The sequence below is a fragment of the Rhodopirellula bahusiensis genome (genome assembly GCF_002727185.1).
GTDB lineage: Bacteria > Planctomycetota > Planctomycetia > Pirellulales > Pirellulaceae > Rhodopirellula > Rhodopirellula bahusiensis.
Window position 1 is genome coordinate 17068 of the sequence record NZ_NIZW01000043.1, and the last position, 22713, is coordinate 39780.

At 55.7% G+C, this 22713-nt stretch carries 17 protein-coding genes and 1 pseudogene; 5 read left to right on the plus strand and 13 right to left on the minus strand.

Going from position 1 to position 22713, the window contains the following annotated elements; all coding sequences use genetic code 11:
- Positions 1-28: 28 nt before the first annotated feature.
- From CEE69_RS30175 to CEE69_RS30190, 4 genes are all read right to left on the minus strand, one after another.
- Complete coding sequence (locus CEE69_RS30175) at positions 29-1609, minus strand: prenyltransferase/squalene oxidase repeat-containing protein (protein WP_233215798.1); 1581 nt, start codon at positions 1607-1609, stop codon at positions 29-31.
- Positions 1610-1730: 121 nt separating this feature from the next.
- Positions 1731-2177 (minus strand): hypothetical protein, encoded by a 447-nt coding sequence (locus CEE69_RS30180; RefSeq protein WP_099264229.1) that lies wholly within the window; start codon positions 2175-2177, stop codon positions 1731-1733.
- 119 nt (positions 2178-2296) lie between these two features.
- Entirely contained in the window at positions 2297-3514 is a 1218-nt protein-coding gene (locus tag CEE69_RS30185; protein ID WP_099264230.1) for an AI-2E family transporter, read from the minus strand.
- 213 nt (positions 3515-3727) lie between these two features.
- A complete protein-coding gene (locus tag CEE69_RS30190; protein WP_199169993.1) occupies positions 3728-4597 on the minus strand; it encodes an EcsC family protein in 870 nt (289 codons plus the stop codon).
- Positions 4598-4935: 338 nt separating this feature from the next.
- Here CEE69_RS30190 and CEE69_RS30195 point away from each other — a divergent pair, with 338 nt between their 5' ends.
- Genes CEE69_RS30195 through CEE69_RS30205 form a run of 3 tightly spaced genes read left to right on the plus strand, consistent with a single transcriptional unit; the run spans position 4936 to position 7859 of the window.
- On the plus strand, positions 4936-5220 hold the full coding sequence (locus CEE69_RS30195) for a hypothetical protein (protein ID WP_099264232.1): 285 nt from the start codon (positions 4936-4938) through the stop codon (positions 5218-5220).
- A gap of 60 nt (positions 5221-5280) precedes the next feature.
- A complete protein-coding gene (locus tag CEE69_RS30200; RefSeq protein ID WP_099264233.1) occupies positions 5281-6132 on the plus strand; it encodes an alpha/beta hydrolase in 852 nt (283 codons plus the stop codon).
- Between the two features lie 47 nt (positions 6133-6179).
- On the plus strand, positions 6180-7859 hold the full coding sequence (locus CEE69_RS30205) for a glucuronyl esterase domain-containing protein (protein WP_199169994.1): 1680 nt from the start codon (positions 6180-6182) through the stop codon (positions 7857-7859).
- A 40-nt stretch (positions 7860-7899) separates the two neighbouring features.
- On the opposite strand, the gene CEE69_RS30210 is transcribed toward CEE69_RS30205, so the two are convergent.
- The 4 genes from CEE69_RS30210 to CEE69_RS30230 all read right to left on the minus strand — a co-directional run bounded on the left by CEE69_RS30210 (position 7900) and on the right by CEE69_RS30230 (position 11597).
- Positions 7900-8259 (minus strand): hypothetical protein, encoded by a 360-nt coding sequence (locus tag CEE69_RS30210; protein ID WP_099264234.1) that lies wholly within the window; start codon positions 8257-8259, stop codon positions 7900-7902.
- A gap of 276 nt (positions 8260-8535) precedes the next feature.
- Entirely contained in the window at positions 8536-8733 is a 198-nt protein-coding gene (locus CEE69_RS30220) for a hypothetical protein (RefSeq protein ID WP_099264245.1), read from the minus strand.
- 67 nt (positions 8734-8800) lie between these two features.
- Positions 8801-10225 carry a purine-cytosine permease family protein gene (locus CEE69_RS30225; protein WP_099264235.1) on the minus strand — a complete coding sequence of 475 codons (1425 nt, stop codon included), beginning with the start codon at positions 10223-10225 and terminating at the stop codon, positions 8801-8803.
- A gap of 88 nt (positions 10226-10313) precedes the next feature.
- Positions 10314-11597: an L-rhamnose isomerase gene (locus tag CEE69_RS30230; protein ID WP_099264236.1), complete on the minus strand. Its 1284-nt coding sequence runs from the start codon at positions 11595-11597 to the stop codon at positions 10314-10316.
- A gap of 198 nt (positions 11598-11795) precedes the next feature.
- On the opposite strand from CEE69_RS30230, the gene CEE69_RS30235 reads away from it, so the two are divergent.
- Positions 11796-12668: a helix-turn-helix domain-containing protein gene (locus tag CEE69_RS30235; RefSeq protein ID WP_099264237.1), complete on the plus strand. Its 873-nt coding sequence runs from the start codon at positions 11796-11798 to the stop codon at positions 12666-12668.
- Positions 12669-12780: 112 nt separating this feature from the next.
- On the opposite strand, the gene CEE69_RS30245 is transcribed toward CEE69_RS30235, so the two are convergent.
- From CEE69_RS30245 to CEE69_RS30270, 5 genes are all read right to left on the minus strand, one after another.
- Positions 12781-14073 (minus strand): class II aldolase/adducin family protein, encoded by a 1293-nt coding sequence (locus CEE69_RS30245; protein WP_099264238.1) that lies wholly within the window; start codon positions 14071-14073, stop codon positions 12781-12783.
- Positions 14074-14118: 45 nt separating this feature from the next.
- Complete coding sequence (locus tag CEE69_RS30250; protein ID WP_099264239.1) at positions 14119-15606, minus strand: aldehyde dehydrogenase family protein; 1488 nt, start codon at positions 15604-15606, stop codon at positions 14119-14121.
- Between the two features lie 72 nt (positions 15607-15678).
- Positions 15679-17640 (minus strand): sulfatase-like hydrolase/transferase, encoded by a 1962-nt coding sequence (locus CEE69_RS30255; protein ID WP_099264240.1) that lies wholly within the window; start codon positions 17638-17640, stop codon positions 15679-15681.
- Positions 17640-19289 carry an arylsulfatase gene (locus CEE69_RS30260; RefSeq protein WP_099264241.1) on the minus strand — a complete coding sequence of 550 codons (1650 nt, stop codon included), beginning with the start codon at positions 19287-19289 and terminating at the stop codon, positions 17640-17642. Before CEE69_RS30260 ends, CEE69_RS30255 begins: the two co-directional genes overlap by 1 nt.
- A 363-nt stretch (positions 19290-19652) precedes the next feature.
- On the minus strand, positions 19653-22325 hold the full coding sequence (locus CEE69_RS30270; RefSeq protein ID WP_099264247.1) for a sulfatase-like hydrolase/transferase: 2673 nt from the start codon (positions 22323-22325) through the stop codon (positions 19653-19655).
- Between the two features lie 268 nt (positions 22326-22593).
- On the opposite strand from CEE69_RS30270, the pseudogene CEE69_RS30275 reads away from it, so the two are divergent.
- Positions 22594-22713: pseudogene (locus CEE69_RS30275) on the plus strand (IS5/IS1182 family transposase); the annotation flags it as partial.

Consider the following 22713-nt stretch of genomic DNA (forward strand, 5'->3'; position numbering starts at 1 on the left):
CCGGGCCAATGGTCATGCCAGTCAAACCTCACTCTGTTTCACCTGGTTCATAAAGCGGAAGATGGCGGTAGTAGACCTCCAGGCAATAGATCGACAGACACGTCGTGTACAGCCGCCCGGCGTAGCCGCCCCAAGCATCACCGCTCGGCGACCAGCTTCCTCGTTCACGCCCGCGTTTTTCCTGACGATCCGGCAACGTCGCCTTCATCTCTTCGTTCCATTGCTTCCACAGCGGTCCGCCATAATGGTGCAGTGCCTGAGTCGCGTAGTACCAGTAGTAAACATCGGCTTCGTTCATTTTGATGGGATGGTTCTGCACCAGAGATCCCAAACTTTGTGCCATCCCCGGCATGTTGCGATGTCGACCAAGGTACTGATGACACAAGACTCCTTCCGCGGTCATCGAGGGGCTGGGGGCGACATTGGGCATGTAGGAGTATCCGCCCGAATAGCCCTGACTGACTGAATCGAAGTAGCGTTCAATCTTCGGCCAGATGTAGTCATCCACCTCCAGTCCACCGGCATCGCCGCTCTTCAATCCCATCACGAACCATCCCGTGACGGAAGTGTCACTGTCCATCCGTGGCTGGTACCGCCAACCTCCTTGCGGCGATTGCGATGCGACAGCGAAGTCACAAGCGGCCTGGGCGTAGGGACGAATCCACGAGTCCCCCGTCATCGCGTACAACTCACACAAAGCGATCGTTGCCTGAGCTTGTGAGTACATTCGCTCGTGGCCCCTGGTCGATCCAGCCAGGAAACCTTGGCCGTCCTGATGAGTCACCAGCCAACGCGCCGCTCGAAGCAACTCCTTCTGATACTTGCCGCTTCGGTGCGTGCTCCCGGCACCCATGAAAGCTAACATCGCCATCGCCGTGGCACTGATTTGGTTCTCACCCCGTGCCCCATTGGCATAGGGACCGTGCAGGCTCCAACTTCCGTTGCGAAGCTGTTGTCGTTTGAGCCAAACCAATCCAGAGGCGACTGCATCCTCGGTCTGTTCGTCGCCTCCATAAAGCCTCAACAAGCGTTCCTTCGCCGCACCACTGCGACCTTCAAACATGTTCTCGGGCTTGGCAAGTGCATTCGAAGGGACCGCGACTGGATCGAACAAACCGACGTCCAACTTTGGCACCAACGACATCAAATCAGCTTGCGCATCAATCACATCGACCGAAATCAATTCTTCCACCTCGACCCATTCATCATCGACGACAGCCTCAAGCGGAACGGTTGGCTCCAACTCCACCGTTGTGAACTCCAACAATTCGCTCGCAGTGGAGTCGCTTGATTGGCGAAACAGCAATTCGATTCGACTGATCTGGTTGGTCGAGCGACTGATCAATGCCAAGGTGAGCAACACCGCTAGATGGACGATCAAGCTGACCAACCAAGATGGCAGTTCAGTCAGCGTTATACGGCCCCACGCCTGGACCCGCGAGAATAAGGAGGGGATCGTACGCGGCTCGTTTTCGTCGGCTTGATCTGCCGCATGATCGTCTGAACCCGCCGGAATCGACGGCTCGCTCCAACGCGGCGATCGCGGCACGCGTTGCTGCAAATCAACACGAGCATGCAGTTTGGATACGACGACGGAAGACACAATCATGACAAGGCCTTTCAGATAAGAAGGCCTCAACCATCCGTGTCACGGGTCAACCGGTTCACGCCCCTATTCAGAAGGGCGTTTTCGAGCAAACCGTGTCACACTTTCCGAGCTCGCCCACGGTTTACAAAGTCAACACCAAGACAAAAATCGTTCCGAAGATAGCGATGGGAACCCACACCAAAATCAGCGAGAGAATGCCGTAGCCGAACAACAATTTGGAAGGGAAACTGATCGGCAAATTGTTCGCCACACGATGTTCCACTCGGTCTTTCCAAGCCAGCAGTCCGCCGAGCAACCCACCGACCACTGACGCTAGCACGAGCAGCAATCCAATCGACATGATGTCGATCTCGAACTCTTTGTCCGCGTTGCGAACCATGAATCTTCGAACCAACCCTGCCACCACCACTGGCGTGACGACGGCACCGATCAAGATTTTCTTCCAGGCACTCGTGTTGATCAACGCTGCCGCCGGGTCGTCCTCCACCCCAACCGCGTACTCGGTCGGGCCAGTGACGGTGGGCGAAGCGGCATCAGTCGCGGGTTGATCAAATGGGTCGTGGTTCATCGCAAAAATCCGTGGCGGCAATCAAGACTTGCCGCCAATCATACGGATCACCGCAATCGTTTCGTGCAAGGCCTTCGTGACATCCAACACTAAAAACCAAACGCCAGCATCGTCATGGATCACGTTTTCCCGGACGTCGCGAGATCGCCATGGAAGTTCTTCACGATCTTTTCATCACCCGAGTTCGTCGATATCGACTCGTCACCACTGCCGGCCGAAGGTTTGGCCTCCGGCATCTCCGCACCCAAGATCATTGCTAGAGGACGAAGGTCGTCGTAGCCTTCGCAGGCCATGCGGGCAGCGATCAAAATCGGGACGCTGAGAAAGACGCCCATGATTCCCCACATCCATCCCCAAATGACAATCGACAAGAACACGAGCACCGGACTCATGCTCATCGACCGTCCCAAAATAGCCGGCGTTATGAATTGCCCTTCGAGCGATGTGAGTGTCATGAACGAAAGCGTGACGACAAAAGCGTAGTACGTCGGTTCGAAATTCAACAGCGCCACGAAGAAGATGATGATTGCACCAGCGATGGCGCCAACGATCGGGATGAAGTTGAACGCGAAAGCCATCACGGCCCACATGATTGGCGATGGCATTCCCAGGATCCACATCACAATCCCGACGCAAACGCCCAGCCCCGCGTTGATGGCAGAAACCTGCGCCAGGTAGCTGCCCAAACCTTCTTGAACATTCTCGATGACTTCGACCAGTTTGCGGCGTGAAGAAAAGTCAGGCAGCGATCGCATCACGCTTCGCAGCAAATCGTCCCCCGTCGCCAGCAGGAAATACAACAACGCAATGCAGATGGTCAGGAAGGACACAATGTTCCCGGTTCCACTGAGATACGACCACCCACTCGTCCAAGTCGGTTGCTTGATCTCGACGGGCACAGGCTTTTCACTGGCCACTTCGCCCGCAGCAACTTCTTCCGATTCAGCCAACTCTTCGGTGGCTTCGTCAACGTCTTTCAATCGATCCGTGATGAACGCAAGTTTGCTTTTCGCAACGGACAAATGCTTCGGCGCTTCCGCGATCGTTTCCTTGGCGGGTTCGAGAACAACGTAGGTCCCCAGGCCGAGTGTCAGCAGAATCCCAGCAATGATCCCGATCGCGCCCACGGGCGCTGGCACGCCAATGCGTTTGGCGTGACGGACGATCGGTCGCAATGTGAGATAGAGAACGATGGCAGTTGCGACCGGGATCACCAACGATCGAGCGTAGTACAACGCATAGAGCACCAGCATGACCGCACAAATTCGAATCGAAAGAACGCCTGCGCGGCTTTCGATTGCGTCGTCGTCATTCTCTTTCGATTCGGTCGTGTTCACGGCGTCTGCAGTTCTGATTGGTACGTGGAAGTGGAACAACCTCATTGGCTGCTCTTCACTTCTCACTGCCGCGATCAAAAAGCAAAGTCTGTACCGCGACCGGTTGATATCGAAACAATCTGTCGAGTTTGCGTCCAAACCAACGTGATTCGCAAGCAACGACCGAAAAGCTGACCCGACAACGGCCCAAGTGGTCGTTCTCCGACCAAGGAGTTATGAAGTCGAGTCGGTCACGCGTCGTGGCCGCTGCCGAAGTTTGATTTGCCCATAGGCTTCGCGAACAAGTGGTTGACCATGTTCCCGTTCCAAACGACGAATCGTGAAGTGAGCACGCGCGAGGTCTTGGTAGTGATCGATGAAGTAGCTGTTGATGAGCGCACCACCGACGGCACCAATGATGGGAATCGCTTGAGCCGCCACCTTCTCACTGACAACCACGCCAAAGCGTTTTCCGATTTGAGTTACCAAGCGAACCAGCGGCGGAGCGGCGGAATCCTTGATTCCGTTCTTGAGGATGTACTTCGACGCGTCTTGGATCTGCTTCGCCATCGCGGCTCGCACGGCAAAGTAGCCGATTTCGGTCTCGTCATCGATGTCCGACGACTGGCCTGGATCCAACGCAAAGACTTCCAAACATGCCAATCGAGACTCCAGCTCGGAGAGATCTTCTCCTTCACTACGAGCGATGTCGGCCACGCTCCGAAGAATCAATACCGTCGAAACAGGCAACTCTGCAGCGACGGTTGCCCCGCCGAGCGCACCACCTGCTGCACCGCTGAGTCCTGCCAACAATTTGTGCGTCAACAGCTTCGGTTTGTCTCGAACCTTGGCCCCGGATGCATCTTTTTCAGGCCCCAAAGTTCGCAAGGCAACATCGAGCGCAACGTGCAGCGATTTGTCGATTGCCGAGTGAATCGCGGACTCGAAATTGTCGGGCAACATCTTCAACGATGCCGTCACGGGCGTCCCAATCATCTCAGTCAACCGATCGGCGATGCCGTGATGCTCCAAGATCTTTTTCGCTTGACGCAGTTCTTCCAGGGTTTCTTCGGGAAGGTTTCCAGAGATCAGATCGTCGCTCAAAGTTCCATCCTGATTGGCGGTGGGCGGGTCCAGGGTCTCAAATCAACGAGACACCTCGTGTCACGAGAGTAGCAAATGGTGATCGAAATCGACATTCCGACAAAGACGCTTCCTCCGACGAGATTTCCTCAGGGGCGCTTTTCAATCGGTGACAATGCGTTGAACCTGCACATTTGCAGAACGACTCCACAATGAGCAAACCCCGCGCCCGGTGAAAGATGGCATGCAGATTGCGTCTGTTTTGCCGTCAAAGGATCGAAAGGAACAGTCGCTGTGGGTCGACCGTGGTGTCACGTTCATTTCGATTTGACCATTTCAAACACCGCTTAGGAGTCATCATGGCCAACACCACTACCAACCACGACGCCATTCAAAACTGGGTCCATGAGCGTGGCGGCGTGCCCGCAACCGTTGAGGCAACCGCCGAGTCGGAAGATGGAATCGGAGTCCTGCGGATCGATTTTCCACACGGCGGACGGAACGACAACTTGTCGACAATCAGTTGGGAAAACTTCTTCGAGAAGTTCGAAGAATCGAAGCTCGCATTCCTGCACGAAGAGAAGACGTCCGGGGGAGAACTCAGTCGTTTTTGCAAGTTCATCGATCGCAACCAAGATCAGTGAACCGCTGCGTCCGGCTCCTCGACGGTCCCCTCAGCGAAGCTCCTTCCTTCCCAAAGTCACATGGCAACTCAGATTGAATCCCCGACACTCGTCACACCCGATGGACGCGAATTGCATTGCCGCCACGCGGGCAAGTCATCCGCTGGACTCGCGTTCGTTGTGGTCCACGGATTGGGCGAGCATTCGGGTTGCTACGATGACTTCGCCGAGCGAATGACCAGCCTTGACCGCGGAGTCGTTCTCTACGACCAAAACGGTCACGGACGGAGTCCCGGTGCACGCGGGGACGCACCCAGCTTCGACACGCTCGTCGATGACATTGCCGTTGCACTCGAATTCGCTGCCAAGACGTTTCCAAACGCTGAATTGGTTTTGTTGGGCCACAGTATGGGCGGCAACCTTGTTCTAAATCATTTGCTCGGCCGCGACTACGAATACGTTCGTCGAGCGATCGTCACCAACCCGATGATTCTGCCGCCCAATCCACCAACACGACCCCAAGCTTTCGCGGCGTGGTTGACAGGCAAGTTGATTCCTCACATCCGGTTGTCCGCTTCCATCGAACCGACTCAGCTTACGCAAGACACGGAGGCCCTGCGTTCACTCGCCGAGGACGAGCTCATTCACGAAAAGCTCTCGATCGGGATCGGCAGTCAATTGGTCAACCATGGAATCTGGTTGATCGATCACGCGAAAGAATTGAATGTCAAATTGCTGGTGCTGACCGGCGACGAAGATGAACTCTGCGACTCCAACACAACGGACGAGTTCATCAAGAAAGCTGGCCCTTCATGCCATCGAGTCTCGCTCGACGGGTTACGCCATTCGCTCTTGATTGAAGACGAACGCGACCTGGTTTACGACGCGATCGAAGGCTGGCTGCTCGACACGGCCTCTCTTAGCATCGAGTAGAATGCGGCGTCTCTCAGGCAGATTTCGCAAGCAAGGTGGGTTCGAAGATGAATCGACGTTTCCAGTTGGTGCTCTCTGTTTTGATCGGTTCGCTTGTCTCGAACGAGGGTTTGATGTCTCAAGACGTCCCCTCGGTCTACGAGTTGGAACACACCGGCGCCGACTATCCGCCGCCGATTCTGCCGAGCATTGACGATCTTCCGGTCATCCAAAGTCTGCCAGATCCGTTTGCATGGTCTGACGGCAGCGGACGCTCTACCGAACTGGCCGATTGGAGTCGCCGACGTTCCGAGATCAAAGCGGAGATCGAACACTACGAGATCGGCGAGAAGCCAGCCCGACCAGAAAACATCTCGGCAAACTTCCGTGACAACACACTGACCGTCACCATCGAAGTGAACGGGCAGTCGCTGAAGTTGACCGCGAATGTTTGGCTCCCGGAAGGAGATGGACCGTTTCCTGCGGTGATTGGTATCGGGCGAGGAAGCGGAAGTCTGCCGCCAGAAATTTTCACCCGCCGAGACATCGCGATGATCGCGTTCGATTTCTCTCAGGTGATGTCACACACTCAGACGCGAGGCAAGGAACCAATCAATCGGTTGTATCCCGACCAGACCGAGATGGGTGCCTACAGTGCTTGGCCGTGGGGAATCAGTCGAATCATTGATGGGCTGGAACTGGTGGAAAGTGATCTGCCGATCGATCGAGAACACTTAGCGGTAACGGGTTGTTCCTTCGCGGGAAAGATGGCTCTCTTCGCCGGAGCCTTGGATGAACGAATCGCATTGACGATCGCACAAGAACCCGGCGGAGGTGGAGCGGCAGCTTGGCGGGTTTCCGAAACGCTCGGCAACGTTGAGACACTTGGAAAGACGAGTCGGGCGTGGTTCCTCGAAGACATGTTTCGATTCTCCAACTCGGTCGAGAAGGTCCCGCACGATCACCACGAATTGATGGCCTTGGTCGCGCCGCGAGCCCTCCTGGTGCTGGGCAATCCAGACTACGAATGGCTGGCCGACGAATCCGGATTTGTCTCCTGCATGGCGGCGAAGGAAGTGTGGAAATCGCTCGGCGTGCCGGACCGATTCGGCTTCTCAATCGTCGCGGATCATCCACACTGTCAACTGCCCGACAACCAGCGACCTGAGGTTGAAGCCTTCGTCGACAAATTCTTGCTCGGCAAAACGGACATCGAGACATCCGTTGCACGGCATCCCTTTGAGAAAGTGGAACATTCCTTTTGGTACGATGGCTGGGCAACCGGAACGTCGACCTTCCCCGATCGCAGCAAAGCCGAATTGCATTCCATCGAGGCTGAATCCGCGTCTCATGGATCCGAATGGATCGTCGGAGAAGACCAAGAAGCGTCAAGCGGAACGTTCCTCACCGTACGCGATGGATTGGAATCCACTGACAATGTCCCCTCGGGCGACGATGCCAAGTTGCAGTATCCGATCACGATCGGCAAGGAAGGTCGCTACTACCTCTACGCTCGATTGAACTGTCCCTCGGCCGACGACGATTCCTTTTGGATTCAAATCGACGACCAAGAATTCATAGCCGCCAACGGCCTGCAAACCAACGGTTGGCAATGGGTGAAGCTCGATCGCTTCGACCTCACACCCGGCAACCATACGCTGACGATTGCCTACCGCGAGGACGGAGCAAAGATCGACAAAGTCATCCTCACCACCTATGTCTTTGGTCCGACAGGTGCAAACAATTGAACGACGGCGGCACGTTTGCAACTCGATAAATGGGTGCCGCTCACTTCTTCTTTTTCTTTTTCCTCAGCAGCTTCCAAAGCGAACGACCGCTTTCGCGGTCCAGACGCACCAATTCGTGACGCCGGATGTCAAAGCACGCGACGGAGCCACGTGTTCTTTTGGCGTAGACAAACGGCAAGCAGACCACGGTGACCTTGTAAGGCGTCCCGGTGGCTGTCGATAGAAATCGAGCCCGCACGGGTTCGTCCGGTGGCAACGAGACGTCCGAGCAGTTCCAAAGAAAGGATGGGACTTCGAAAATCTCGCTTAGAACGGTGACGAAGTCACCCTTTTGGATGTCTTCCCCCGCGACTCGCGTAGCGACGTTAGTCGCCGACTGGGTTTCGGATGTGGTTCTCATTGTTTCGCATTGGGTGAACAGTTGTTGGGGGACAAATCGTTCTTGTCAGGCAAACGAGAGGAAATCACTCGCAACCTGATTTCGTTGCAAAACAGAATGGCAAAACTCGCATCGTTTCATCTTTCGCGAAAGGCACATCATTGGCGTCGGGAGATGGAACCGAACAGCATCGGATTCCTTGCCCCATGGACCGATCTCACCACGCCAAGGTTCGCGAAACAAGTTTAGAAAGCGGCGTCGTTGAGTGAATCGGCATCGGCGTCGGTATTCGCCTTCCTAGATCTCGACTTCTGCCGCGTCGACCGGCAATTGCCGGCTCATCCAGATCGGTGTGAAGATGAACCATACGATGGTGCCAAACAATGCGATCGATTTGACCAGCGGAAGCTCGATCGCTCCGGCAAAAAACAGCGAACACGGAACGACGATCATGCAAAGCGTGATCAGCGACATCATCTTGGCGAAGTTCTTCATGGCGACAGCACGGTTGTGTTCTTGAGGTGAAGAAATGAATTGAACGGGATTCAAACGCGAGCAGTCATCAGGAAATCGTTCCGTCAGCCGGTGAACGCTGCGTCAGCTTGCTGATGAGCAAGTAAAGCACGCCGCAAGTGAACCAACATGGAATCACCGCATAGGCCGCGAAAAATCCTTTTGCCAGGATGAAGTACAACGCCACCGCCACCGGCAGCACCCAAGCGATCAAGACAGCGCCATTGATGCGAGCCCCAGTGACCGCCGCGTACTCGGCACGCAAACCAAACTTTTGAATCAAGTAGAAGTCGACAAAGATGACGGCTCCCATCGTTCCCAGGACCGTTCCATAGGTGCCCACAAAATCGAGCAGTTGAGCCGACAGGTTTGGGAACGCTCCAGCGATGGTCGCAACCACACCGGCGACCAGTGTCATCGCGGTTCGTGAGCTTCGGGGGAACATCCCCTGAAATGCGAGTCCCGCGCGATAGATCGTCGGGTTCGCGGTCGTCCAACCCGCGATCACCACGCAAATGATCCCGGTCCATCCGACCGCTTGGTAGGCAAGCAACCCAGGATTCGCGGTGACTTTGCCGTCATCGCCGACCACCAACTCCGGCTGCAACTTGATCAACGCGGCCAACAACAATGCCGCCGCGATCCAAGCCATGTAGTGCCCGAGAAACATTCCGATCGCGGGCGCCCAGCCTGAGGACTTGCTCTTCGCAAAACGGAAGATCGTGAGATCAGACATCCCAAAATGCATCGCGCCGTTGCACAACCAAGCAAAAACCACAATCTGCCAGAAACTGAACGTCCCCGGCCCGTTCTTTTCTTGAACAAACGCAATCGCATCGGACCAAAACCTGCCTTCTGACAATGCCGATGCGTTGGTGGCACCCATTTGAGATAGAGAAACAATTCCGCAGCACGCGAAAACGGCGATCATCCACGGGGCCGCGATATTCGCGATTCTTGCCACGCGTTCATAGCCGCCCGCCGCAACCGCGGTGATCACGGCGCCGACGATGACCACCAACAATGTGAACGATGGATTGCTCAGACCAAAGAAGTTCTCAGGAACGTCGAAGCTGATATCGAAGGGAACTCCCACGGCTGATGCGGAGACTGTGACCATCGCACCGGCGAGAAAGCAAAAGAGCAATCCGTTGACCAAGTTGTAGAACTTGACCAGCGAACCACCGGCGATGCGTTCGAGCTGATAGTAGAGGGTCAGGCGTTTGGCCATCGCGATCGGGACCACGAGGAATCGCCAAGTCAGCACGGCCAGCAAGTTGCCGAGCAACAGGCCCAGCAACAAATCCGACAGGCTCGCTCCTGCAGCGAGGAACAGCGGCCCGATCATGAACTCAGTGCCCGCCGCATGCTCGCCGGCGTACATCCCCCAGAACTTCCCGTTTCCCATTCGTGCGGATTCGGGAACGGGTTCGCGTTCAAATTCGCCGCCCGCGTTTGAATTTTCTTCGCTCATCAATGCTCTCGAGTTCTAAAGATCGGTCGATTCACCGTCGTCTGCTTGTCGGTCCGCCACGACCGCGAATTTGTCGGCGGGAGTTCGATCAAACCAAAGCGGAACTGTCACTTCGTAGCGACAACACTTTGCTCTCGTATTCCCGCACGTTCTCCAACCAATCCGCTCCCGCGGGCACGTCGACCGATTGGCAATAGTGATTCCAAACGGCACCGAGCGAGAGCGTCTTTTGCTCTTCGATCAACGCGAGTCGACCGGTCAGGTCGCCTTCCAGTTCCAGCTTTCGCAGTTGCTCGGTTGGTTCCAACAAAGCTGCCAAGACCGCTTTCAATGCGTTGCGAGTTCCAATCGCCCAAGCCGCCACGCGGTTGATGCTGGCGTCGAAGAAATCCAATCCGATGTGCACTCGTCCCAAGTAATCGCCGCGAACAACTTCTTGCATGATCGATTGCAACTCATCGCTGTACGTGACCACGTGGTCGCTGTCCCAACGCACACCGCGACTGACGTGCAGCAACAGTTCAGGAACGTACATCATTACCGCGGAGATCTTGTCCGAGATCGTTTCAGTTGGATGAAAATGCCCCGCGTCCAGGCACAGGACTTTGTTGCGAGACATCGCGTAGCCCATGTAGAACTCGTGCGAGCCGACCACGTAGCTTTCGCTTCCGATGCCAAACAGTTTGCATTCGACTGCATCGAGAGTTTGCTCGGCGGGATATTCCGTTGCGAAAATGGAATCCAACGAAGCGGCCAATCGTTCCCGCGGTGCCTTCCGATCGGCGGGCACGTCTTTGTATCCGTCGGGCACCCAAAAGTTATTGATGCAGGGATTGTTTTGAGCCGCGCCCATCGCGGCGGCGATCTTTCGGCAGGCGATGCCGTGATCGATCCAAAATTGACGAATGCCTGAATCCGCGTGAGCCAGCGTGAAACCATCCGCCGCGTTGGGATGCGAGAAGTAGCTCGGATTAAAATCCAAGCGGACCTTTTGATCGCGAGCCCAATCGATCCAGCCCTGGAAGTGTTCGACCTCGATCTCATCGCGATCGACGCGGCTCTTGAAGTCACCATAAAGAGCGTGCAGGTTGAGTCGGTGATTGCCCGGGATCAGCGAATAAGCCAATTCCAGATCGCTTTGCAGCTCATCGATCGTGCGAGCCCGCCCCGGATAATTGCCGGTCACCGCCAACCCGTTCCCGAGTGCTCCGTCATCGCCTTCGAAGCCCTTCACGTCATCGCCTTGCCAGCAATGGACCGAGATTTCCACGTCTCGCATGCGTTGCAAAGCCGAATCGACATCGACTCCAATCGCCTGGTATTCCTCTCGGGCCAACTCAAAAGCCTTCTCGATATTGCCAGCTCGATTCATGATCTCAATGCCTGGTCTAAGGGCGGTGTGCGTGTCTGTCCGGCCACCTGGCGTGACCCATCTTTCCGTAGCCTACCCGAGGGAGCAACGACAAACCTTGACATTCTTGCCGATAACAAGACAATCGTGCCACCTGGAATTGCTTTTCTGAAACAGCCAAATCAAGCCAAAAACTCCAGTCCAAGGTGCCCCGGAGCCATGTCCGAGATGATCCCGACGCTGAAAAAGGAGGACTGGTTTCACCCCGACGGCTTTCCGATCGTGGTCGAACGGCGTGACCCGCAAGAACCCTTCGGGTTGCATTGCCACGAATTCGCCGAGATCGTCATCATCACCGGCGGCAAAGGCGTTCATATCACCGGCGAGGACAGCTACGAATTGGTGACGGGAGACACGTTTGTGATCGGTGGCGACCGACCGCATGACTACTTGAACATGGATCAATTGAGCCTGATCAACATCTTGTTTGATCCGCTCGAGTTGCCGCTTTCGATTGGCGATCTGCAATCGTTGTCCGGCTACCACGCCTTGTTCACGCTCGAGCCAGCCTGGAGAAAGCGGCATCAATTCACCAGCCGCTTGCAGCTCAATCCAGCGGAATTGATCGAGACGCTTCGTTATATCGAATCATTGGATCAAGAGCTGAAGCAACGCTCCGCTGGCTTTCGAACCATGGCGACACTCACGATGTTGCAATTGGTCACCTTTCTATCGAGGTGCTACAGCCGAACACGCAATCCCGAGAGCAAGAAATTACTTCGCATCGCCGAAGCGATTTCGCACATCCAGCGACACTTTGATCGCTCGATTTCGTTGGATGACTTGGTCGAGATTTCGGGAATGTCTCGCCGGAATTTCATTCGCACCTTTGAAGGCACGATGGAGACTTCCCCGATCAAGTATTTGATCCAAGTGCGGATTCAAGAAGCCAGTCGCTTGCTTCGCAGCACCGATCGATCGATCACCGACATCGCCTTTGACGTCGGTTTTTCAGACAGCAACTACTTCAGCCGACAGTTCCGAACCCACCTCGGCTTGTCGCCTCGCGAATACAGAAAGCAAATGCGATAAGAACCACGTTGACGTAGCGGAAGGGCGCGAGCCCTCCGGTTCCTCACCGGGCGGCTTGCGCCACACCGCTAACATCGTGACTTGTTGTTCACGCGATGTTAAGCGGCAAAGGTCACGCCAGGTGGAACTGTTCGCACAGTTCGTCGATGACGTCTTGCTGCATCACCGAAACGTCCCCGATCGCTTTCGCATTGATCACGGCTTCGGCGGTGGATTCGAGCACTTCCAAGCGATCGAATGCATCCAGCACCGTGGTACCGGTCACCAACACGCCATCGTTTTCAAGAATCGCGGCTGGGTTGCGACTGCACACGTAGTCGGCAATGGATTCATCGCCTGAATACTGGACTCCGTAGGGAGCACGAGCCACATCACGCAGGAAGACGTAGCTTTCAGGAATCGTACGAACATCCAAGGGCACGCTGGTGACGCTGAACGCCGTCGCGTTGACCGGATGAGCGAACACGATCGCTTGCACGTGCGGGTGTTTTTCGTAGATCGCTCGGTGAGCGTTGGCAGCGCGACTGGCCAGTTTTCCGTATTCACGAAATTCGCCATTGATCAACACAAAGTCCTCCGCCCTCAACAGCTCACGGTCTCGCTGCGTTGGCGTGATCAAGAACGAATTGTCTTTCAGACGAGCTGAAAAACTGCCTTCCGTGCTGATCAACAAACGCTGGCGGCAACCGCGACGCACGAACTCGCAGAGTTGCCGTCGCAATTCTTGTTCTTGCGTGGTGGCGGCGGGCGGTTGGTAGCTGACGAAGTCAACGCTTCGGTGAGCCGCTTGATCCAGTTGGGAATCGTCGAGGTATTGAACCTCACCGATCTGCTTGGCTTTGATCAGCGTTTTGCCTGCGAATTCGAAGGCCTCGAATCGTTGGAACGCGGACGCGAAATCTTGGCCGGCCACGACGACGCCGTGGTTTTCCAAGATCACGCTGTCGCATCCGTCTTCGAACTGTTTCGCAATGCTGGCCCCAAGAGCTTCCGTTCCTGGGCAAGCGTAAGGTGCGAAACCGACTTTGCCGCAAACACTGTGTGCTTGATGGAACAACCGCGTGTCGGGTGTCCCGCGGCAAATGCTGAAGGCGACCAACGCGACCGGGTGAGCGTGCACGATCGCCTTCACGTCCGGGCGGGCTTCGTAGATCGCTTTGTGAAACGGAAACTCCGAGGATGGCGGGTGCGGGCCATCGACCGATCCATCGGCGCGAACGCAGATGATGTCGTTCCGAGTCAGGTTGCCTTTGTCGACTCTCGCCGGCGTGATCCAAATGTTGCCTTCGCTGTCTCGAATCGACAGATTGCCACCCGAAGTCGTCGTCATGCGGTAACGATAGATCCGATCCATCGTTTGCATGATTCGGTCCCGTGGATGTTGGACATCTCGCGAATGGCTCATTCTATTCCCGTCGGTGAAGGTTCGATCAAAGGTCAGCGAAGACGATTACAGAGGCCGGACAACCGACGTGCTGCGGTAGTAATCCATCAACGTTTCAGGCGAAAGCACGCCGCCGCCCATGCCGCTTTTCTTGACTCCGCCGTACGGGACACCGTGTGCGAACACGTTGTGAGCGTTGATCCAACTGTTGCCAGCGATCATCGCTTCGGCGACCCGGTTGGCTCGTTCGGCGTCGGTCGTCCAAACACTGTTGGCCAACCCGTAGTCGGTGTCGTTGGCTTTCGCGATCGCGTCCGCTTCATTGGAAAATTTCGCCAGGTAAGCCACCGGACCAAAGATTTCTTCGCGAGCGGCAACGTTGTCCAGCGGTCCGGCCAACAAAGTTGGTTTGACATAGTTTCCGTTCAGGCCGTCGACCGTCGCGGGACCACCACCGCACAAGCACTGGGCTCCTCCTGCGGTGCCTTTTTCTTGGTACCCGAGAACACGTTCGCGTTGTTTCGGATTCACAACCGGGCCCATGTCACTGTTCGGGTCCAGTGGGTGACCGATGCGGACTTTTTCCATCAACTGTTTGCACTCGGAGACGAATTCGTCGTAGATGTTTTCGTGGATCAACCAACGCGTTGCATCGCAGCAGACTTGACCGGTATGGAATGTGATCGCACCAACCAACGCTTGCGCGGTGGCTTTGACATCGACATCATCGAAAACGACCGCGGCACCCTTGCCACCCAATTCCAGCTTGACCGGCACCAGGTTGCGTCCGCAAGATTCACCGACCAAGCGGCCGACTTCGGGCGAACCGGTGAACGACATGCGTTTGATTTGAGTGTTGTTGGTCAGGGCTGCTCCCGCGGTTGCGCCTCGACCGGTGACGACGTTGATCACGCCATCCGGCACACCGACTTCTTTGGCCAATTGAGCCAAGTAGATCGCCGAGAGCGAGGTGTCTTCGGCGGGTTTGATCACCACGGTGTTGCCGGCAGCCAATGCTGGCGAGATTCCCCAACCGATCAAGAGGAACGGGAAGTTCCATGGGAAGATGAAAGCACAGGCACCCCAAGGTTGTTTGACCGTGTAAGCATCGTGGCCCGGCACATCCAGCTTCGTACGTTTCTCGACTTGGTCGGACAGGCCGACGAAGTAACGCATCGTGTCGACGAAGTTCTGCACGTCGCCGGCGGCTTGGGCTTCGATCTTGCCGGCATCGAGAGCCTCGATTTGGGCGATGATCGTTTTGTGACTTTCGACTGCATCGGCGAGTTTGAGCAGGATGCTGCTGCGCTCTTCTTGGGACAATCCAGCCCAAGCCGGGAACGCTTCGTTGGCGATTTCCACCGCACGATCAATCTCGGCCGAATTCAAATCGTGGATCTCAGCGAGCTGATCGCCCGAGCCTGGATCGATCGTTGCGAGCACGTTTCCCTGCTCGCTCGGGAAGGCTTTTCCGCCGACGAAGCTCGCCAGGGGTGATTGATCCAGGAACGATTGAACTTCGGGAAGCAATGTGTGTTGGGTTGCGACGCTCATATTCTTTCTCGCTCGAACTTTCTCTGCGGTAAATGGGGTGAAATAGCAGTGTACAACGATTGTCGATGGACTTCATCGAGGCAGCGGGCGTTGAACGGGAAGCCCATCCAACAAACCGGGGCGGGTGGGGCCCGTTCGAAACCGGTACCAGTACGCTCCGTCGTTCAAACCTCCGACGGGTTGATTTCCGACCGTGATCCAACCTGGATCTGACAGTGCGAAATAAGTCGTGTTTGGCTTCAACCGCGGCAAATTGTTGAATGTGATTTGCCGAGTGCCCTCGTCAGGATGGCCCGGTTCAGGATCCGCTTGCCAGACCACTGTTTGGGTGTCACCGGCTTCGTACAAACGAAAGGTTTTGCCGGTTGAGTTCGCAAACTGAATCGGCTTCGAAAAGTGAAAACTCAGATCCGTGTCACACGGAACATCCATCGCGGACATCGCGGGAACGGCACGCACGTAAGCGGGCATGATCATGCGAATGCGGTGGTATCCCCAACCTTCCTGGTATTCCTTCAGCGGTGAACGCCAAGATGCAGGCATCGTTGTGCGTTCGCGAGCGAACTGAAACCACGCGTTGCTCATCGCTGTCAACACGTCGAGGCGTTCGGCCGCCAAATCCTGTGACTCAGCCGGATCGCTTTGAATGTCGTACAGTCGCCACGGCCCGTCACTGATGCTGGAAATTTTCCAGTTGCCTTTGGTCAGTGCTTTGCCGGTTTGGTTGAAGCACCAAAACATCTCGTCGTGAATCGCGAGTTCCGGCAGATCAGGATTTCGAAGCAATGGCAACAACGAACTTCCATACAACGGTTCCAGTTTGCGATCGCCGTCATGAGTTGGATATTCAGCACCCGCTAATTCAAGCAGCGTTGGATACAGATCGGTGACATGCAATCGCTGTTTCCGAATGGCTCCTTCCTGTCCCGACAATTGAGCTGGCCAACGCACGATCAACGGCACGGACACGCCGCCTTCTTGAGCACATGATTTGTACCAGCGAAACGGTGTGTTCTTCAGATACGACCAACCGTTGGACACGAACGCATTGCTACCGGGGGCCCATGGAATTTGTTGGTCATAGTTGTGGATGTTGCCGTTGCTGTAAGCGCCGCCATTGTCCGCCATGAAGATCACGATGGTGTCTTCGTCCAGACCTTGGTCGCTCAAGTGTTGGAGCAAGCGACCGACGTTCCAGTCCAATCGATCCAGCATCCCGGCGTAGGCCGCCATTCGTCGGCTTTCCTGCGATTGAATCGACGCCGACAATTCCTCCCAACGTCGCACTTCAGCATCCGGTTCGGACATCACGTAGCGTTCGTCGATCAATCCCATCGCGATCATTCGGTCGTAGCGATCGCGACGCAGTCTTTCCCAGCCCGCCCGGTAGCGCTCGTAGTACTTTTCAACTTTCTCACGGGGCGCGTGCAGCGGCGTGTGCGGTGCGTTGAACGAAACGAGCGTGAAGAACGGTTTGCCTTGCGTTCGTGCTGACTCAATCTCTTCGATGGCACGGTCCGTGAACGCGTCCGAGCTGTACCATTCCTCGGTCACGGGCTTGGGTACGTCACGGTCCGTTTGAATCGCTAGCTTGCCATTCTCCATACCAGTCCAACTGTCGATCGCACCTCCGAGGAATCCGTAGAACGATTCAAAGCCCGCGTCCATTGGATTACCGGGTTGATGCCACTTGCCAGCAAGCGAAGTCGCGTAGCCAGCTTTCTTCAGCAGGCGTGCCACCGGTAACGAGCGTCGATAGTTGTCCGATTGAGTATGTGTGTGCCCCGTCATCAGGCTCGTTCGAGTCACCACGCACATTGGGTTGACATGAAATTCGCTGAAGCGAACCCCTTCGGATGCCAACCGATCCAAATGCGGTGTGTCGATCTCACCGCCGTAGCAGCCAAGATCCGAGTAGCCCACATCGTCCGCGATGATGAGCAACACGTTTGGCTTGTCCGTCGCCGAAGCCTTGGATTCAACCGACAACACGATCAGCAGGATGCCGACGAGGAGAGGCAACGATCTCAACATCAGTTGGCTCGCCTCGATCGGTGCGAGTCGTCCATCGAATCTCGCAAAAACTGATCGCGCAGTTCCCACCAGCGATCCGCCATCTGCTGCACTCGTTCAGGATGCTTGTCCGCCAAGTCGTTTTGTTCGGCTCGGTCGCTGGCCAAGTCATAGAGTTGCCAGTCACCATTTTCTTTTGACTCATTGGCCGCGGTTGCGGAACGCAACCAGGGAAAGGGGCGAGAGATATTGGAATGAATGATCTTCCAATCACCCTGCCGCAGTGCCCAGTTGCCTTCGTGATAGAACCACAATTCGTCGTGAATTGACGCATCGCTATCGTCAAAGGACGGCTTCAAACTTCGACCGCTCATCGGTAGGCCACCGGTCTCGTCCAGCTCGACTCGGGCGAGATCCAATACGGTCGGCGCTATGTCGATTGCGTGTCCGAGGTTGGTCCGCAACTCGTTCTCCGCACGGATTCCCTCGGGCCAATGAACGATGAACGGCGTGGACGTGCCGCCTTCGTGCACCCATGTTTTGTGCCGACGAAACGGGGTGTTGGCGGCGCTGCTGAACCCAGGCCCCAAGCACAGATAGGTCGCGGCCGATCCGGGTGACGCGGAAGGATCGTGTCCTTCGCCTCGGACCATGATCTCCGCGCTCGCACCGTTGTCGGACAGGAAACAGATCCAAGTGTTTTCGAACTGGTCCATTTCTTTGAGCTCGGCGAGCACACGCCCGATCTCTTGATCCATGCGGTCCACCATCGCCGCGTGAATCGCCATCTTGGTTGCCTGGAATTGTTGTTGTTCTTCGGTCAGTTCCTCCCATGGCAACGGGCGAGTGACCTCTCCTTCGCCGAGCACTTCGATTTGGTCGGGAAAGGCATAGGGCGGACCAACTTCTTGCTCGATCGGAGACAGAGACCCAACGTTCAGGCCCAGTTCACGCTGTCGTTGCTTGCGTTCTTTCCGCAATGCTTCCCAACCTGCGATGTAGCGGTCGCGATAACGCTCGATGTCTTCCGGCAACGCATGCAGCGGGAAGTGAGGGGCATGAAATGCGAGGAAGTGAAAGAACGGCTGGTCGGAATGTTCTTCCGCGTGTTCCTGCAAACAATCGATCGCATGCTGAGCGGTCGCGGTCGTCCGGTAGAACTGCGGATCGCGATTCTTCTTGCGGATCGAGTCAAAGAACCCCGGGCTTCGGGTGGCTTCGTCGGAGAGATCAAATCCGTTGTCGGTTGGTTTGCCGTCGATGTGCCATTTGCCCGAGTGATAGGTGCGATACCCGGCCGGACGAAGGTATTCGGCCAACGTCTGAGCCCACTCGGGACGTTTCCCGCCGCCGCCATATTGCCGCGTCGCACCAGGCATGCTGTCGCGACGCACTTGTTGAGGGTAGTAGCCTGTCATCACCGCCGCTCGTGTCGGCCAGCATCTCGCCGTGTTGTAGAACTGCGTGTACCGCAAGCCGCCCGCCGCCAGTGCATCCAGGTTGGGAGTCTCGATTTCACCGCCGTAGCATCCGGGATCCGAAAACCCAAGGTCGTCAGCGAGAATGACAAGGAAGTTTGGTCGTTCGGATGCCTGCAAGGGATTGCAAGCCACGCCCAGACAGGCGACTGCCATCAAGCAAACTAGACGTCGCACGTTTCGAAAGTTCATCTCAGTTGTCTCTAGAAGTTGATTGCGAAGTTTTGGAGGTGGTGTCTCATAGGTTGGGCTTCCAAGCCTTTTTGCACCCCACATCTTTTGAGAGCCGCTTGCGTTGGGAATACAAGCGGTTTAAAGCCAGACATCCCTTGCCGAGGAATTATCAGTGTTTGATTAGCGGCGATTAGTGTTCCCTTGAACGCTCTGGTGGAACACTAATCCAGTCTGATCGGACACTAATCTTTGGTGTTTCGAGATGTGGGGTATGAAAAGGCTTCCAAGCCCGACCAACAGAGGACGCTGTTCTCCCGACGGTCTTGGAAGACCATCATACTGTTTTGTTTTCGGCGGCCTTGGAAGGCCATCGTACGATGCTCAGCGACTTGCGTCGGTGAAGGTCCATTCGTGAATGGTGTCGCCTTCGCCGTTGAGCAAACGCATTTGCCGGATTTCAATTTGACCAGTCCCATTCGATGGATCGATTCGGACGCCTTGCACCGGGCCCTTCGGCGAAAGTTGGATGGAATAGGTGTGGACGTTTCCATCATGAGTCACATCAAACACCTGGCTTCGCACCGCATTGTAGGGAAGGCCGATCTCTCTCCAGAAGATTTGCCCACTGCCCGATGAATTCGATTGCATTTCAACGGTGAACGTCATCGGCGATGCCTTCACCACTTCGGGAAGCGAGAAACTCAAGTGCGGGTCGCCGCCGGTGCTTTCAACTCGCAGCACGTTGTTGGAAACGGAAAGGTCGCACGTCCCACCGGGCAACCAACCGGCGACCGGTTTTCGGTGAACTCGCGGTTTGGTCTTCTTCGGTGTGTTGCCGGTGCGTTTCAGAATACCTTTGCCTTCCGCGGAGAGGTTGTATCGGGCGGGATCGAATCTTGGATTGACCAGCGGCCTGACGGCATTGGTTTCAACCAGATGCTGTTCAATCAGCTTGTCCAACTGCTGGACAAGTTCGGGATGTCTAGCCGCCAGGTTCGTTCGTTCACCGAGGTCGTTCTTCAAGTTAAAAAGTTTGTAGCGATGCGAACCGTTTTGACCGCCGTGAAAAATACGAATCAGTTTCCAATCGCCTTGATGCACGCTAACCGAAGGCGGAATCCAATTCGGCACGGGAGGATCATGAGGGAAGTAGGTGAAAATCGCTTCTCGCTGCAGTGGCTTTCCCTGCAAAGCGGGAACGATGCTGACACCATCGAAGCATTGGTTTGGCTGAGCGTCGATCGACAGCATCTCCAGGAGAGTCGGATAGAAATCGATGCTTTGAATGATCGCGTCGCTTCGCGATCCGGCTTCCACCACACCGGGCTGGACAACAATCGCCGGTCCTCGCACGCCACCTTCGTACATCGTCGCCTTGCCACCTCGTAGCGGAGCGTTGCTGGTCGCGGTCGTGCCGTCCACTTCGTTGTACATGTTGCCGCCGTTGTCCGACGCGAAAACGATGATAGTTTCGTCGGCGATTTCAAGGCGATCCAACGTGTCCAGCAATGTGCCAATCGCATCGTCCATGCTTTCAATCATCGCGGCATAAGTGGGGCAGCGTTGAGGATCGTTCGGATCGACACGATCTCGATACTCCTCGATCAACTCTTTCTTTGCGTCAAACGGCGCGTGAACACTGAACATCCAGTAGTTCAAAAAGAAAGGCTCATCGGCGTGCTGTTCAAGAAACCGGACCGCTTCTTTGGCCATCCGGTCCTCAAGGTGCTCGTCCGGGATCATCGGATCATGATCAAAGTCCTTGAACTTCCACGGTGCAACGTAGCTGCCCGCAGGTCCCGGTCCGGGATGGTGCGGCAAATCGACGTCAAAACCATGTTCCAGTGGTGAGTAGGGTTCCGATCCCAAGTGCCATTTACCGAAGTGGCCGGTCGCATAACCGTTGTCCCGGAACATCTCGGCGAGCGTGTAGTACTTGGGATCCAGCCGCGAAACCGATTCGGGAACGGTCGAGAACTTGTTGGGAGGCCCTTTCGCGGTCTCTTGGGGTTCCAAAACGACTTTCGGCAAGTGGCAGGTCGGCGAAGTGATGCCGTGCCGTGCTGGGCTGAGCCCGGTCAGAACACTCGCCCGCGTTGGCGAGCAAAGCGGACTGGACGAGTAGGCTCGCGTGAAAGTCATCCCGCGTTTCGCGAGCCGTTCGATGTTCGGTGTTTGATAGAGCTTCGTGGTTCCAAACAGAGTCGTGTCGCTCCACCCCAGGTCATCAGCCAGGATGAATAGAACGTTGGGACGCTTCGATGCACTGGTCTTCGGCGACGCAGCGGGCTTGTTCGCCAGTTCTTTCACTCGGATGTTCTTCCACAGCACGGTGCCTTTCGCACCTTTGTGTACCTGCAGACCGAAGAAGCCTTTGGGGTAGGATCCGTCGTCGATCCAGTGGGCGGCTGGCACACCATTGATCCAAGTTTTGACGACGTTGCCCTGAGCAGAAATCGTCACACGATTCCAGATGTCTTCCTTGGTGGCCGCTCTCGCTTCTTTGTGCTCTTTCAACCACAGCGGATAAAAGTAACCGCCGCAGCTTTGTCCATAGATGCCACCGGACCAATGGCGATCTTGACTGAATCCTTCCATCTCCGCCTGAGGTCCAAACACCATTTCGGTTCCGTTCTTGCCTGGTTTGGATTGAGCACGGAACATCACGCCGCTGTTGCACGACTCTTCCCACTTCATGTCGCAGGTAAAAATGAAGTCGTCGAAGTCATCTCGTTCAGTCGACAAATAGGTGCTGTTGGAACCTGGAACGACTTGGCCAACAAGGATCCCGTCTTTCACAGTGAACTTGCAGGTGCCACCCTTCGGAGTCCAACCACTCAGGTCCTTGCCATTGAACAACGAAGTGAAACCTTTCGACAGATCCGGCTCGAGGTCTGTGTTGAGAAGCATCTCCTCCGGCAAAGGAGCATTCGCTTGGCCCTTGTACTTTGCATGCCATGTATCCTGCTGTGGGTCGAGTTCACCCGCCACGATGACGTGGCTAGCACAAACGCAAATCGCGAGAGCGAGCAACGAAAGAGGAATTTGATTCATGGTTGGTTTTCCGGTGGGGATTGGCAGCCAGTGTTGCGGCAGACCAGTTTTGAGGTGGGAAGGGATGTGGGAGCGGATGACTTGGCCGTGGGGAGAACGTCCGGCCATCAATCGGCCAATTGATAGATCGAGATCGATTCGATCATCATCTCGCCGGCGTTGGCGTACTTATCGTAAGAACCTATCCGAAAACCTAGTTGGCATGAAAAAAGCGGACCTTCCCTGAGTTGGTAACTTCTAACCTACTCAAACCCAAGGAGGGCCCGCCATGGATGGGCAACGGAGTTTTGATAATTATCGCATGCCAGATGAATTGTGGGAGCAGATGGAAGAACTTCTTCCAGACTACCCACCCAGTCCAAAGGGTGGGCGACCGCGTGCCGATCTT